The sequence below is a fragment of the Candidatus Endoriftia persephonae genome, from assembly GCF_023733635.1.
Classification (GTDB): Bacteria; Pseudomonadota; Gammaproteobacteria; order Chromatiales; family Chromatiaceae; genus Endoriftia; species Endoriftia persephonae.
The window spans coordinates 2,012,966-2,026,882 of the sequence record NZ_CP090569.1; the positions used below are offsets into that span (position 1 = coordinate 2,012,966).

The window sequence follows — 13,917 nt, forward strand, 5'->3', positions numbered from 1 at the left end:
AGGCCGGGTCCAGTGGAGAACCACAAGCTGGTGCTGCCGGAGCACCTCAACCACTACGGTTACCTATTCGGCGGCAACCTGCTGAAGTGGGTCGACGAATATGCCTGGATCGCCGCCACCCTCGACCACCCCGGCTGCAAGTTTGTCACCATTGGCATGGACCGGGTGGAGTTCCACAAACCGATCTGCAAGGGCACCATCCTGCGTTTCGACACCACCGAGGTGGAGCGCGGTACAAGTTCCTGCCGCTACCGGGTGGAGGTCTTTGCCGACGACCTCGACACCGGCTCGGAGCAGCCGGTCTTCACCACCCAGGTCAGCTTTGTCTGTCTCGACGATGGCGGCAGGAAGACCCCGATTCCCACAAAATAATTCTGCCGGGCCAGGCAACGACTAAATTATGCTATAGTTGCTCGTTTTTCCGCTGGCCCGGCTCCAAACCGTCGCCTGCCCACTTTTCCTAGGTGACCCCGCCGATGAGCACTGACAGCCCCATACCTTTCGACTCCTTAGGCCTCTCCGAGCCGATCATGCAGGCCCTGGCCGACGTGGGCTACGAGTCCCCCTCGCCGATCCAGCAGGCGAGCATCCCACCGCTGTTGGAGGGGAAAGACCTGCTCGGTCAGGCACAGACCGGCACCGGCAAGACCGCCGCCTTCGCCCTGCCGCTGCTGTCACGCATTGATCTGTCGCGCAAGACCCCGCAATTCCTGGTGCTGGCGCCGACCCGCGAACTGGCGATTCAGGTGGCCGAGGCGATGCAGAGCTACGCCCGCCACATTAAGGGCTTCCACGTACTGCCGATCTACGGCGGCCAGCCCTACGATCACCAGCTACGCCAGCTCAGGCGCGGCGTACAGGTGGTGGTCGGCACCCCCGGCCGGGTCATGGACCACATCCGCCGCGGCACCCTCAAGCTCGACAATCTCGACGCCCTGGTGCTCGACGAGGCGGACGAGATGCTGCGCATGGGTTTCATCGACGACGTCGAGTGGATACTCGAACAGACTCCACAGACACGCCAGATCGCGCTCTTCTCCGCCACCATGCCGTCGATCATCCGCAAGGTGGCGCAGCGCCATCTGAACGACCCGACGGAGATCAAGATCGCCGCCAAGACCTCCACCGCCACGACCATCCGCCAGCGCTACTGGCAGGTCAGCGGGCTACACAAGCTCGACGCTCTGACCCGCATCCTGGAGTGCGAGAGCTTCGACGCGATGCTGGTCTTCGTGCGCACCAAGATCGCCACCGTGGAGCTGGCAGAGAAGCTGGAGGCGCGCGGCTACGCCAGCGAGGCGCTCAACGGCGACATCCCGCAGAAACAGCGCGAACGCACGGTGGAGCGTTTCAAGGCAGGCCGCCTCGACATCCTGGTCGCCACCGACGTGGCCGCCCGCGGCCTCGACGTGGAGCGCATCAGCCACGTCATCAACTACGACATCCCCTACGACACCGAATCCTACGTGCACCGCATCGGCCGCACCGGCCGCGCCGGCCGCACTGGCGATGCAATCCTGTTTGTCTCACCCAAGGAGCGGCGCCTGCTGCGCACTATCGAGCGGGCCACCCGCCAGCCCATCGAACGGATGCAGATGCCCTCCGCCGGCGACATCAACGAGAAGCGCATGCAGCGCTTCAAGGATCGCATCAGCGACGCCCTGGCCGGCGACGACCTGGACCTCTACTACCAGATCGTCAGCGCGGTGCAGCAGGAGTCCGACGCCGACCCGCTGGATGTGGCCGCCGCCGTAGCGCGACTGCTGCAGGGCGACGAACCGCTGCTGCTGGTGGATAAACCCCACAAGCGCGAGCGCCCAGAGCGTTCGGAGCGACAGCGCGATACGAGGGAACGGGACTTCGACAAACCACGCCAGCGCGAGCCCCGCTTCGAAAAACCCATTTCCGCCGAGCCCAAGCCGCTGAAGGAGTTCCCCGAGATCGAGATGGTGCGCTACCGGATCGAGGTCGGCTATCAGCACGAGGTCAAACCCGGCAACATCGTCGGCGCCATCGCCAACGAAGCCGACATCGAGAGCAGCTACATCGGCCATATCGAGATCCACGACGACTTCTCCACCATCGACCTACCGGAGGGGATGCCGAAAGAGATCCTGCAGTTGCTGCGCAAGGTGCGGGTGTGTGGACAGAAGCTGGAGATTGCGCCATTCAGAATCGGCGGCGGTGCTGAAAAACCGCCACGCAAGCCCAAGCCGAACTTCAAGCGTGGCAGTAAAATCAGGAAGGATCAGAGGGGCAACCGCGACAAAAAACCTCGTAAGTCAAAGAAGTCATGATCTCGAACGCTGGATGGGCCAGGGGGCCGGCCCATCCAGGCGCGATGGCAAGTGAAATAACCCTCGCAGACACTCTGTGAGAGTAACGGGAGATCCTGCTTATCCAGACGACTAAAACATCGAGTCGACAATCTTCTTGATCTTTTCAGTCCAGGGTGGCTTCCCAATAATCTCGATCTTGGTACCGATTTTCAGCAACGTCCCCTCACTGGGACTACGGTTGTTGTATACGTTGGCAAAGGCTAGCACCATCGCCTCACCGCCCGGTCCGTTCCCAACGGTCAGATCGACCACAAACTTTTTGCTGATGCCGCCTCTGATTGCAAGCATCTCATATTCAACCGTTTTGGAACCCCGATCGACCTTCCCCCAGATCCACCTGTTTCCAACCACATCAACCCTGATGAACCTTAGATAGCTAAGATCTGGATTATCTGGTTTACATTTGTTGGTCACCCTGAGTACTACTCTGAGAGCGCTCCCCGCTTTGACCTTATCTGGCACTGAGTCAAAGCTGAACTCTGTGCGGCACACCTCCCACGCAGCCCCAACCGGCTGGGTCGGCATCAAGGCCAAAAGAAGCAACAGAGCACTGAACATCGAAAACCCAAACAAGTTTCGCTGTTGATTTGTCATTCTGTGTTCCCTCCTCACGACCCTGTCTCAACATCCCTGTCTGTGGATGTCCCTAATCGATCTCTCTACGACTCCGCATGACCCTGACGGGGGGCATCCGCAGATGCATTCCAAGCAGCTTTTGCCTTGTCAAAGCCTCTTTATCGATGTCATTCATCAGATAGATCCACCCTCTCTACTTACAGGATAGGCGTTCCCACTAAATCATGATTGGGACGGCCCTCCCGTGCCTTACCCCCCCTGCACGAGAGGAGATGGGATCAATTTCCAATCCCAAATCAACCGGCCACGGTGAGAGTGGAGTAATCCCGCGCGCATTCAGCTTCATTTCAGCTTTGCCCGCTACCCTGGATCTCAAATAGCAAGAAGGGATCCGATCCATGAACAACGAACCCGAGATAAAGGTGTGGGACCCACTGGTGCGGCTGTTCCACTGGGGCCTGGCGGGCAGCTTCGCCATCGCCTACATCACCGAAGACCACTTCATGCGCCTCCACAGCTGGGCCGGCTATACGCTGTTGGGATTAATCCTGGTGCGGCTGGTATGGGGCTTCATCGGCCCGCGCCACGCGCGATTCAGCGACTTTGTACACCGCCCCGAGATAGTGATCCGCTATCTCAAAGATGAGCTGGCACTGCGTGCCAAGCGCTATCTGGGACACAATCCGGCTGGTGGTGCGATGGTGGTGGCGCTGCTGCTCTGCCTCACAGGAACCGCGTTCAGCGGCCTGCTGCTGTATGGAGCAGCGGAGTTTTCCGGACCGCTCGCCAGCCTGATGGCGGGCACCCCAGGGTTCCTGGCCAAGGCACTGGAGGAGTTGCACGAACTCCTCGCCCACCTCTCGTTATTGCTAGTCGGATTGCATCTGGCGGGCGTGCTGTTCGCCAGCCGGCTCCACAATGAGAATCTGGTGCGCGCCATGATCACCGGCTACAAGCGAAGGGCCAGTTGATGCTAAAGAGCACTCTCAGCCTGACCCTACTGCTCTCGAGCCAGATACTTCATGCAGATCAGCTGACGCAGTTGATCGATCTCTACCGGGCCGACGGCATTACCCAGTTCAACGACCGGCATGAGATCAGCACCACTAACAGAGCAGCTATTGTCAGAGAGGCAAACATTAGCCACTGCGGCAGCTGCCTGGCTTGCCATTCCAGAGCGGAGAGCGGATCCTTCGACGAACATCAAGTAAATATTCCCGGCTTCGGCCGATGGGACGATTGATGACGCGCACTCTCCTGCTTCTGGTCTTGCTTGGCGGACTCACCCCTGCCTTCACTTCCGACCACGATGAGGCGCTGCGGCTGAAACAGGCTGGCGAGATCCTGCCACTAAAAACCATCCTTGAACGTCTGCAGCAGCCGGGCCAGATCCTCGAAGTGGAACTCGAACATAAGCAGGGGCGTCTGGTCTATGAACTCGAACTGCTCGATGAGCAGGGGCGGGTCTGGGAGTTCTACTTCGACGCCGCCAGCGGCGAGATGATCAAGAAAAAGATCGAGAATTAGACGTGCGCCTACTGCTGGTAGAAGACGATTACGAACTGGTCGAGACACTGCAACCCGAACTCTCCCGTGCCGGCTTCGCCGTGGATCTGGCCCGCGACGGCATCGATGGCGAGTTCCTCGGCGATGAGGTGCCCTACGACATCGTGGTGCTCGACCTGGGCCTACCAGGGCGGCCGGGGCTGGAGGTGCTACACAACTGGCGCAGCCGCGACAACAGCGTGCCGGTGCTGATCCTGACCGCCCGCGACGCTTGGCATGAGCGGGTGGACGGCTTCAAGGCCGGCGCTGACGACTACCTCGGCAAACCCTTCCACGTCGAGGAGCTGCTGGAGCGCATCAAGGCGTTGATCAGACGCAGCGAAGGGCGGCCCGGCCCCCAACTGAAGGCCGCCGGTCTGCTGCTGGATGAAGCGCTGCAGCAGGTACAGCTAGCCGATGGCAGCCGCATCGACCTCACCGGCACCGAGTACCGCCTGCTGCACTACTTCATGCTCCACCCCGGCCAGATCGTCTCCAAAACCCGGCTCACCGAGCACGTCTACGACCAGGACTTCGACCGCGATAGCAACCTGATCGAGGTCTATATTCGCCGGCTGCGCAGCAAACTCGGCAAGGCGCGCATCGAGACCCGCCGCGGCCAGGGCTATATCTTCGTGGACGATCCGGCATGAACTCTCTGGAGTCGCGCCTGCAACTCGGGCTATTTCTCTCGCTGTTGCTGCTGGCCGGCATCCTGATCTGGGGGGGCGGCTACGCCTTGCAGCAAGTGGCAGAATCCTATGTTAGCACCCGCCTCGAACATGATGCCGAATCGGTGCTGCGCGCATTAAACCACCCCTCGCGCCACAAAAAGATACGCATGGGCCGCCTCACCCCGGTCTATCTGCAGCCCTTCTCCGGCCATTATTTTCAGGTGCAGATCGAGGGCGAAGAGATGATCCGATCCCGCTCTCTGTGGGACCAGACCCTAGAGATCCCGGACCTTGCCCAGGGTGAAGTACAGATACTCTATCTCAACGGGCCAGAGCAACAGCCGCTATTGGTTCGGGTGGCCGGTTATCAGAAGCGCAGTCAGCAGCTGACCCTGGCAGTGGCCGAAGACCTGAGCGAGATCAACCAACAGATCGGCCGCTACCAGCGCAACTTCCTGTTTGCCGCGCTTACCGCCATCGCCTTGCTGCTGCTGGTGCAGCGCCTGGTGGTTCGCCACACGCTGCAGCGCCTCGACCAGGTGCCGCAGGACATGAAGCGGCTGGAGCGCGGCGAGATCAGCCAGCTCAATGAGTCGGTGCCCGACGAGGTGCAGCCCCTGGTGCAGGAGTTCAATCGCATCCTGGCACTGCTCGGCCAGCGCCTGGAACGTTCCCGCAATGCCTTGGGCAATCTCGCCCACGCCATCAAGACCCCTCTCAGCCTGCTGCAGCGGGAGATCGAATCAAACCGATTCTCCAGCCTCGAAGCGCAGCGCCAGCAGCTGCAGACCCAGGCCGAGCGCATCCAGCGCATCACCGAACGGGAGCTGCGTCGCGCCCGCCTAGCCGGCGCAGGCACCCCGGGGCAGCGCTTCGATGCGGCGGCTGAGATGGACGCGCTGATCACCAGCCTGCGCCTGCTCCACTCCGCGAAGAGGCTGGATATCCACTGCAGCCATGCCTTCCAATCGCCGCTGCCGCTAGACCGCGAGGACATTTTAGAACTACTCGGCAACCTGCTCGACAACGCCTGCAAGTGGGCCAGACAACAAGTCCGCTGCGAGCTCAGCGCCAATACGGAGATCTTCCAGATCACCATTGAGGACGACGGCCCTGGTGTCTCCGCTGCCGACCTGGACAGGCTCACCCAGCGCGGTGTGCGCATCGACGAAAACATGGAGGGCCACGGACTCGGGCTCGCCATCGTGCGCGATATCGTCAAGCTCTACGGCGGCGAGATCCGCTTCCTCCGCTCCTCCCTGCTAGGCGGCCTGCAGATCCTGGTGCGCCTCGCCCTGCATCACTGATCCGACACACATTTTCAGCTTCAATTCATCCCGGTTGTGGAAACTAAAGCTAGAGGGAAAGGACCCCTCGCCACTCCGGCAAAGCCGGGTGGCTGATCCAAGCAGTACCACAGGAGAGCAGTCATGAAGCGTGTGACCAAATTAGCAGCAGCATCCGCCCTGGCAGTATTCGGTATTGGCAGCGCACTGGCATTCAATCCGGGCCCACCGCCCTATGTCTATTTCGATCTCAATGGTGACGGCTACGTTAGCCAACAGGAGTTCGAAGAGGTTCGTGCCCAACGCCGCGCAGAGCGGGCCCAGCTCGGCTATCCGATGCGCAACCTCAACCGTCCCTCACCCTTCCAGATGATGGATCAGGATGGCGACGGCTATATCAGTGCGACGGAAATGGATAGCTACCGCGCGCAGATGCGGGCCAACCGTTGGGGGAACGCGCCCAACGCCCCAGGGCCCTGCCCGAGAGGCTGGCGTAACCAGTAGCTGAAACAGCGATAGCAGCGGCGATGAGAGGGAGCTCATCGCCGCTGCTCCATTCATCCAATCCTACACAGCTACGCACTACAACTGCTTCTCCCAAAACATCGCCTTGCCCATCTGCGGATCGAGTTCGTAGGGGGAGAAGCCGAATTTGTTGTAGACAGCCCGTGCCGCCAGGTTGCGTTCCAGCACCTCCAGAGTCAGTTTGCAGCACCCCCGTTCAATGGCGATCTGTTCGAGTCTCTGCAGCATCTGACGGGCGGCCCCCTGCTGGCGAAATCGCGGGATGACAATGATGTCGTGGATGTTCAGCAGTGGTCGGCACTGGAAGGTGGAAAAACCTTCAAACGCGTTAATCAGGCCGATGGGTTCATCATCGATAAAGGCAAGCAGGCTCAACGCGTCGTTGCGGGCGCGCATCGCCGCCACCAGATTCTCCCAAGCGTAGTCGGTGAGTGGTGTGCCACCGCCCATCGGATCGAGAGCATAGCTGTTCATCAGCTGCAGAAAGGCCTCAGCCTGGTGGGCATCGGCCAGATCGGCCTCGATTATATCGAACATCTTCAGCACTACTCTTTGAAGATCGGCAACTCCGGTTTGGCCTCATCCTGCAGCTCCACCCGCTCGATCTTCTCAAAACGACCGGTGATCTTGCGCGCGGAGATGTTGACGTTGTTGACGTCAGTGTGGGCCTGGGAGATGTGGGTCGCCAGTTTGTCCATGCGGCTCTGGAAACGGCCGAAGTCTTTCGACAGCTCGCGCAGATGCTCCTGGATGATATGCACCTGCTCACGGGTGGCGGCGTCTTTCAGCACCGCCCGGGCGGTGGTGAGGATCGCCATCATGGTGGTGGGCGAGACCAGCCAGACACGGCGCCGGAACGCCTCCTCCACCAGGTCAGGGAAGTGGGCGTGGATCTCGGCGAACACCGCCTCGGCGGGGATAAACATCACCGCGCCGTCGGAGGTCTCGCCCTCGATGATGTATTTACTGGCGATGTCATCGATGTGTTTCTTGATGTCCTGGCGGAACTGACGCTGCGCCTGCAGCCGCTCCGACTCGGGTTGCGTGTCATCCACCATGCGCTGGTAGCTCTCCAGCGGAAACTTGGCATCGATCACCACATTGCCGGTGGGGTCTGGCAGGAACAGCAGGCAATCGGCGCGGCGGCCGTTGCTCAGGGTATGTTGCAGCGAGAAGCCCGACTCGGGCATCACGTTACGCACCAGGGCGTTGAGCTGCACCTCACCGAAGGCGCCACGTGAGCGCTTGTCGGAGAGCACCTCCTGCAGGCTGACCACACTACTGGAGAGCTCTGTGATCTTCTTCTGCGCCTCGTCGATGCGGGTCAGATGGATCAGCACCTGGCTGAAGGTCTCGGTGGTCTTTTCGAAGCCCTCGCTGAGGCGCTTCTCCACCTGACCACTGATCTCCTTGAGACGTTGGTCGGTGGTTTCGGTGAGCCCCTGCACCCGTTTGCCCAGGTCGTCGGCGTGCTGCAGCAACGCCTCGGTGACCTGTTTGCGCAGCTCGGTCATGCCCCGCTGCAGCGCTTCCTGCTGCGCCTTCATCGCCTCCAGCTGACGTTCGTCGAACGCTTCCCGGTGGCGAATCAACGCCTGCTGTAGCGCCTCGCGCAGCTCACCCAGTTTCTCCTGCTGCGCCAGCCGGCCATCTGCCAACTCCCGGTTGACCTGGGTCTGCAGCCCCTCGAAACGCTCCAGCAGCTCCACCCGCAGACGCCCCGCATCCTCGGTGAGCCGCTGTTGCATCTCGGCGAAACGCCGCTCTACGCCCTGGGAGAAACGGTCGGTACGCTCCAGCATCTGCTGCTGCAGGGCATGCAGGGTGCGCTGCTGGGCTAGGGCACCCTTGGTGATACGCTCCGCCAGATGCTGGCCCAGCTGGCTCTGCTCCCGCAACAAGGATCGCTCCAGCTCGCGCAGCCGCTCATCGAGCTGGCGGTCGCGGGCTTCGCGATCGTGCAGCAGATCGAGCTGGTGTTGCAGCAGACGCCACAGCCAGCGCAGCGCCACCGCCAGCAATAACAGAAACAGCAGCGCCAGAGCCAGACCGGCCTGCTGCCAGATGGGAAGTTGTGTCAGTGTCTCCATGGCGGGGAATATACCTTATTAAATGCGTTTAGACTTGAAACCTGCCGGTCAGCCCGATAAGTTGCCCGCTCTTTGACTGCGACACGACCAATCCATGCGCGTACATCTAAAAACCCTGGGCTGCCGTCTCAACGAGGCGGAGCTGGAGAGCTGGAGCCGGGAGTTCCGTGGTCTCGGCCACAGCCTGACACAGGATCCAGAGCAGGCCGACCTGCTGGTGGTCAACACCTGCGCGGTGACCGAAGAGGCGGTGCGCAAGTCACGCAAACTGCTGGGGCGTGCGCACCGGCAGAATCCCGAGGCGCGGCTGGTGGTGACCGGCTGCTACGCCTCCCTCGATCCCACCGCCAGTGCCAGTGCCGACGGGGTCGATCTGGTGGTGCCGAACCAGGACAAGGAGCAGCTGGTGCAGATCGTGCAACGCGAGCTGGATCTCAACATCATGCCGCAGAGCGTCACCGAGGAAGAGTCCGGCGGGCTGCTCGCACGCGGTCGTCAGCGTGCCTTCATCAAGGTGCAGGACGGCTGCCGCTACCGCTGCACCTTCTGCATCGTCACCCTGGCCCGCGGCGAGGAGCGCTCCCGCCCCGCCGAAGAGGTGATCGCCGAGATCAACCGGCTGCACAGCGAGGGGATCCAGGAGGTGGTGCTGACCGGCGTCCACTTGGGCGGCTACGGCAGCGACATCGACTCCGACCTGGGGCAGCTGATCGACCGGGTGCTAGCGGATAGTGAGATCCCGCGGCTGCGGGTTGGCTCTCTGGAGCCCTGGGATCTGCCCGACAACTTCTGGTCGCGCTTCGACAACCCCCGTTTCATGCCCCACCTGCACCTGCCGCTGCAGAGCGGCAGCGACTCTGTATTGCGACGCATGGCGCGCCGCTGCAAGAGCAACGAGTTCCGCCAGCTTGTTGAGGAGGGACGCCAGCAGGTGCCCGATCTCAACATCACCAGTGACATCATCGTCGGCTTCCCCGGTGAAACAGAGGCGGAGTGGCAGCAGAGCCTCAGCTTCGTCGAGCAGATGGGGTTCGGCCATCTGCACATCTTCGCCTACTCCCCACGCAGCGGCACCAAGGCGGCGGGGCGGCCCAATCCGGTGCCGCGGGAGATCAAGCGCCAGCGCAGCGAGCAACTGCACCAACTGGGCGAACAGATGAAGCGCGAGATGCTGGAACGGCAGCTTGGCAAGCAGGTGCCGCTGTTGGTGGAGGGGGATGGCAGCCGCGGCTGGTTCGGCTATACCCCCAACTACCTACGGGTGGAGATCGAGGCCCCGGCCGATGCAGCGCTGCAGAATCGCATCATCGAGGTAAAGTTGGAGGCAGTGTCAGCTGAAGGGGAGCGTCTGTTGGGCAAGACAAAACGACCTTTGTAAATCGAGCCTCGTCAGCAAAACGACAGCCTCATCTGCGGACCACTACCCACAATGCATCGACGCCTACCCATTAAGAATTAGAAGAGCCCTATTCCTCCCGCTTATACATCAAAGACCACAAGCCTGAACCCGCTCCCGTCACCGATATTTGGGTTCCATGTCACATTGATGAGGTTAGGCACTGCGTATGCTAGCAACCTCTTACCAAGAGGACGCGCATCGTAGTAGTCGTAGATGTTCTTGCTGATCAAGGCCTGCATCTTCCTATGAGCTGGGTTATATCACTGGAAGCAGGTTGATAATTTCACCATCCCCAGAACCGCAACACCCCTGTCCCTGAGCATCGATCTCCCTAACGTTCGATAGTTCACCCGCTGAGTGATGACCAGCCGAGTTGCAAAGGACAATGGGAACGTCCATGAGTGGCTCCCCTTCAATGCTAGGTAGCGTATTTCCAATGACATCCAACATGTTTTCTCGCCCCTTCTTACTCATGGCCTGGCTCACCGCCGGCATACTCCTCTTCACCCAGTCGACCCAGGCCGCGATTAAGGATTCGACTGATGCGATCAACAAGGCCGGTATGCAGCGAATGCTCACTCAACGCATGCTGATGGATTACGCATTGATCGGTCAGGGCATCAAATACCAGCAACCTGGGGCAGATCTGAAAGAGACCATCGCCCTTTTTGAACGACACCTGCAAGAACTCACGGCCTTTCCGGTTAACGATGAAGTCAACAAGGCGTTGAAGGCGGTCACCACACAGTGGCATGCACTCAAGCCGGTACTCACTGCAACCCCCGATCGCAATCAGGCGGCCAGCCTGCGCGATGAGATGGATCGCCTGCTCGACGCATCGCACAGGCTTGTCTCTCTGATTGCTGCCGCATCGACAGACAAGAGCGCAGAGATCGTCAACAGATCCGGCCGCCAACGCATGCTCTCCCAGCGCATGGCGAGCCTCTACATGCTGCGCAGCTGGCGAATAGAGGGATTTGATTTCGCCCCCGCATTTAAACAGGCTGTCGATGAATTCAAGGCAAACCATGCAAAACTGGAGCACTCCAGCCTGACCACTCCCGACATCAAGAAACAGCTCAATATCGCAAACAAGGCATTCCAATGGTTTGATTTATCCGCAAAAACAAACAGCGATAAATTCATTCCATCCCTCATCCTGCGCTCTTCGAACAGAATTCTCGACGCGATGAACAACGCCACAAAAATGTATGCCGAAAAATAACCCCCGCTCTATGTCTCGTCATTAGGAAGTAACAATGAAGACTAACCTCAAGTCCACCTCTCTCTTTTGTCTTGTACTGCTGCTTGCGCTGCCATTTGCCTCGCACGCGGAGGAGACACCCTCAGTAACCAGCCTGATCGATCGAGCGGGGATGCAACGTATGCTCTCGCAGAAGATCGCCAAGGCCTACTTTTTTCTGGGCAAGGGAAGTCGCCCAGATAAGGCGCGGCAACAGATGCGGGACAGCCTGAAGTTATTCAAGAGTAACCACGCCAGCCTGAGGAAGGAGATCAAAGATCCAGCCATACAGGATCTGCTCACCTATATCGATCTGGCATATGATGAGTATGCTGAACTCTGCAGCCAACCCTACAATCAAGACAACGGCGCACTGGTGTTGGATCTCAGCGAGACGCTGTTGGAGGTCTCCAACGAGATCGTAAAGAAACTCGAGCAGACATCCAAGATCAAGACATCCAAGATCGTCAACCTCGCCGGTCGGCAACGCATGCTTTCGCAACGCATTGCCAAATACTACATCGCCTATCAACTGGGTTTTCGTGACGTGAATTCGGTCACCCAGCTGACCAAGGCGGTCGATCTGTTCGAGGCCAGCCTGCACGCCTTGAAGGTGGAAAAGTCGAACACCAAGGCGATCAATACCGAACTGGTGCGCATCACCAACCTGTGGAAAGTTGTCAGAGGCTTCTTCCTCGACATCAAGAAGGGGGGACTTCCTGTCACCGTCTTTGCAACCACCGACAAGATCCTGCAACGTTCAAATAGGGTGACGAAGATGTACGTGCAGATCTTTTCTACCCGCAGCCCCAGCCAGTGACTCGCCGCACCAGAGGGCGAACGCAAGGTGCCGCATCCACTTCGCAAGGGATGACCTGGGGTGCGATCCCCTGGAGGCTCAGAGATCGATCTCGTGGTTAGCCTTCTGCTGACGGTCCAGTTCGTTGACCAGATAGGCCAGCGCCACCCCCAACTTGCGCGACCAGCTCAGCTCCACCCGCCAGGCCTTTCCCGCCGGCGACCAGACTTCATGGAACTCCCCCTCGCCGCGGCGGGCCGCGCCGATGCGGGCCGCCCGGCCACGAATCCTGGCGGGAAACTGACTCTTCTCTTCCGACTTGCCATATTTCCTTGCGAGGCTCCGCTGCAGATCCCGATAGGTGGAGTAGGTAGCCGGATCGAAGGTACGCAGCACTTTATAGATCTGCCCCTTGTAGGCCATCACGTAGATCCGCTCCCGCTCCTGGGTATAGATCGCTCCGGCCCGCTCACCCTTGCGGCGCAATGGACTCTTCGTCGGCTGACGCTCCAACTGTTGCGCCAGGCTGCCGCCGAGGCAAAAGTCACGAAACACCTTTCGAACGCACTCCTGGTCAGCCCGGGCCGGGCTCACCAGGCTCAGGGTTACGCTAAACACGATCAGAAACTGTCGCAGATCCATAAGATCTCCTCTGTTGGTCGTCTGGTTGGCCCATGAAAGAGCCACATTCTACTCTCGCGGCTGGTCAACCAGGTCGTCGATGAAACGCCGCATCTCGCGGTAGTGGCTACCTTTCCAGAAGACCTTGCCACACCCACTGCACTGTAAAAACGCATCATAGCGTTCCGCCACGCCGGGCGGCAGCTGCTTCAGCACCATCGTTTTGTCTGTTGTCCGCAGGAGTTCATTGCACTCCATACAGCGACTGAAGGGCTTCAGGCAGTGGCCCAGATCGAAGCGTTGCACCACTTGACGCAGCTGCTCCCTGGGGTCAGTACTGCGGATCAGCGAGCCGTGGCTAATCGTGCCGCGCATCAGCAGGGCGCGATCCCGGCTCAGCAGGATGCGCCGCTGCCGGCCTGCTAGCTCGGCCAGCTCCCGGTCGCCGAGGTCGTTGAAAAACAGTGTATCGAAACCAAGCATACGCAGATGGCGAGCCAGCTTGCCGAGATGGGCATCGGCCAAGAACAGCAGCTCGCGCAGGGGGTGCGGGCGCAGCCGCAGCAGCGGCGTCACGTCAAGGGCCTCGAACACCGGATAGACACTGACCCGGTCGCCATCCTCGATCTGCCGCTCCAGCCCCACCGACTCACCATTCACCAGGATGATCTCGATCTCGGTGTGGGGCACCCCCAGCCCCTCGATCAGGTGGCGCACCGGAGCGGGAGGCTCGAATCGGAGTTCGATCTCCCGTTTGCGCTGGGCCACCGGCAGAAAGTCGTTGAGCTCCTCGTAGAAACGGAAGCGCGCAACCGCCACG

The 13,917-nt window shown here is 60.2% G+C and carries 16 protein-coding genes; 11 read left to right on the top strand and 5 right to left on the bottom strand.

Annotation, left to right across the window (positions count from 1 at the left end):
• Positions 1–12 precede the first annotated feature (12 nt).
• A complete protein-coding gene (locus L0Y14_RS08980) occupies positions 13–372 on the top strand; it encodes an acyl-CoA thioesterase (protein ID WP_006473748.1) in 360 nt (119 codons plus the stop codon).
• 104 nt (positions 373–476) lie between these two features.
• Positions 477–2,297, top strand: coding sequence for a DEAD/DEAH box helicase (locus L0Y14_RS08985; protein WP_006473747.1), 1,821 nt, complete (start codon positions 477–479; stop codon positions 2,295–2,297).
• 111 nt (positions 2,298–2,408) lie between these two features.
• On the opposite strand, the gene L0Y14_RS08990 is transcribed toward L0Y14_RS08985, so the two are convergent.
• Positions 2,409–2,933, bottom strand: coding sequence for a hypothetical protein (locus L0Y14_RS08990; RefSeq protein WP_039959507.1), 525 nt, complete (start codon positions 2,931–2,933; stop codon positions 2,409–2,411).
• Between the two features lie 380 nt (positions 2,934–3,313).
• Here L0Y14_RS08990 and L0Y14_RS08995 point away from each other — a divergent pair, with 380 nt between their 5' ends.
• The 6 genes from L0Y14_RS08995 (at position 3,314) to L0Y14_RS09020 (ending at position 6,924) form a co-directional block, all read left to right on the top strand.
• Positions 3,314–3,886, top strand: coding sequence for a cytochrome b/b6 domain-containing protein (locus L0Y14_RS08995; protein ID WP_005958688.1), 573 nt, complete (start codon positions 3,314–3,316; stop codon positions 3,884–3,886).
• Entirely contained in the window at positions 3,886–4,158 is a 273-nt protein-coding gene (locus L0Y14_RS09000) for a hypothetical protein (protein ID WP_006473745.1), read from the top strand. The genes L0Y14_RS08995 and L0Y14_RS09000 overlap by 1 nt, the downstream gene beginning before the upstream one ends.
• Positions 4,158–4,442, top strand: coding sequence for a PepSY domain-containing protein (locus L0Y14_RS09005; RefSeq protein ID WP_138921710.1), 285 nt, complete (start codon positions 4,158–4,160; stop codon positions 4,440–4,442). Before L0Y14_RS09000 ends, L0Y14_RS09005 begins: the two co-directional genes overlap by 1 nt.
• 2 nt (positions 4,443–4,444) lie before the next feature.
• Positions 4,445–5,113: a response regulator transcription factor gene (locus tag L0Y14_RS09010; RefSeq protein ID WP_005958694.1), complete on the top strand. Its 669-nt coding sequence runs from the start codon at positions 4,445–4,447 to the stop codon at positions 5,111–5,113.
• The gene (locus L0Y14_RS09015) at positions 5,110–6,441 is read left to right on the top strand and encodes a sensor histidine kinase (protein ID WP_006473743.1); all 1,332 of its coding nucleotides are present in this window, start codon (positions 5,110–5,112) and stop codon (positions 6,439–6,441) included. Before L0Y14_RS09010 ends, L0Y14_RS09015 begins: the two co-directional genes overlap by 4 nt.
• A gap of 123 nt (positions 6,442–6,564) precedes the next feature.
• Positions 6,565–6,924, top strand: a complete 360-nt coding sequence (locus L0Y14_RS09020) for an EF-hand domain-containing protein (RefSeq protein ID WP_005958702.1) — start codon at positions 6,565–6,567, stop codon at positions 6,922–6,924.
• Positions 6,925–7,002: 78 nt separating this feature from the next.
• On the opposite strand, the gene L0Y14_RS09025 is transcribed toward L0Y14_RS09020, so the two are convergent.
• Complete coding sequence (locus tag L0Y14_RS09025; protein WP_006473742.1) at positions 7,003–7,482, bottom strand: GNAT family N-acetyltransferase; 480 nt, start codon at positions 7,480–7,482, stop codon at positions 7,003–7,005.
• An 8-nt stretch (positions 7,483–7,490) separates the two neighbouring features.
• Positions 7,491–9,035 (bottom strand): DNA recombination protein RmuC, encoded by a 1,545-nt coding sequence (locus tag L0Y14_RS09030; RefSeq protein ID WP_005958707.1) that lies wholly within the window; start codon positions 9,033–9,035, stop codon positions 7,491–7,493.
• Between the two features lie 94 nt (positions 9,036–9,129).
• Between L0Y14_RS09030 and mtaB the strand changes: the two genes are divergently transcribed.
• The 3 genes from mtaB (at position 9,130) to L0Y14_RS09045 (ending at position 12,497) form a co-directional block, all read left to right on the top strand.
• Entirely contained in the window at positions 9,130–10,413 is a 1,284-nt protein-coding gene (gene mtaB / locus L0Y14_RS09035; protein ID WP_005958709.1) for a tRNA (N(6)-L-threonylcarbamoyladenosine(37)-C(2))-methylthiotransferase MtaB, read from the top strand.
• Positions 10,414–10,831: 418 nt separating this feature from the next.
• Positions 10,832–11,659, top strand: coding sequence for a type IV pili methyl-accepting chemotaxis transducer N-terminal domain-containing protein (locus tag L0Y14_RS09040; RefSeq protein WP_240991563.1), 828 nt, complete (start codon positions 10,832–10,834; stop codon positions 11,657–11,659).
• Positions 11,660–11,693: 34 nt separating this feature from the next.
• Complete coding sequence (locus L0Y14_RS09045; protein ID WP_005958712.1) at positions 11,694–12,497, top strand: type IV pili methyl-accepting chemotaxis transducer N-terminal domain-containing protein; 804 nt, start codon at positions 11,694–11,696, stop codon at positions 12,495–12,497.
• 78 nt (positions 12,498–12,575) lie between these two features.
• Here the strand turns inward: L0Y14_RS09045 and L0Y14_RS09050 are convergent, their stop codons facing one another.
• Both L0Y14_RS09050 and L0Y14_RS09055 read right to left on the bottom strand, forming a co-directional pair.
• Positions 12,576–13,118, bottom strand: coding sequence for a hypothetical protein (locus tag L0Y14_RS09050; protein ID WP_006473740.1), 543 nt, complete (start codon positions 13,116–13,118; stop codon positions 12,576–12,578).
• Positions 13,119–13,166: 48 nt separating this feature from the next.
• Positions 13,167–13,916: a Mut7-C RNAse domain-containing protein gene (locus L0Y14_RS09055; protein ID WP_005958717.1), complete on the bottom strand. Its 750-nt coding sequence runs from the start codon at positions 13,914–13,916 to the stop codon at positions 13,167–13,169.
• Between the last annotated feature and the right edge of the window lies 1 nt (position 13,917).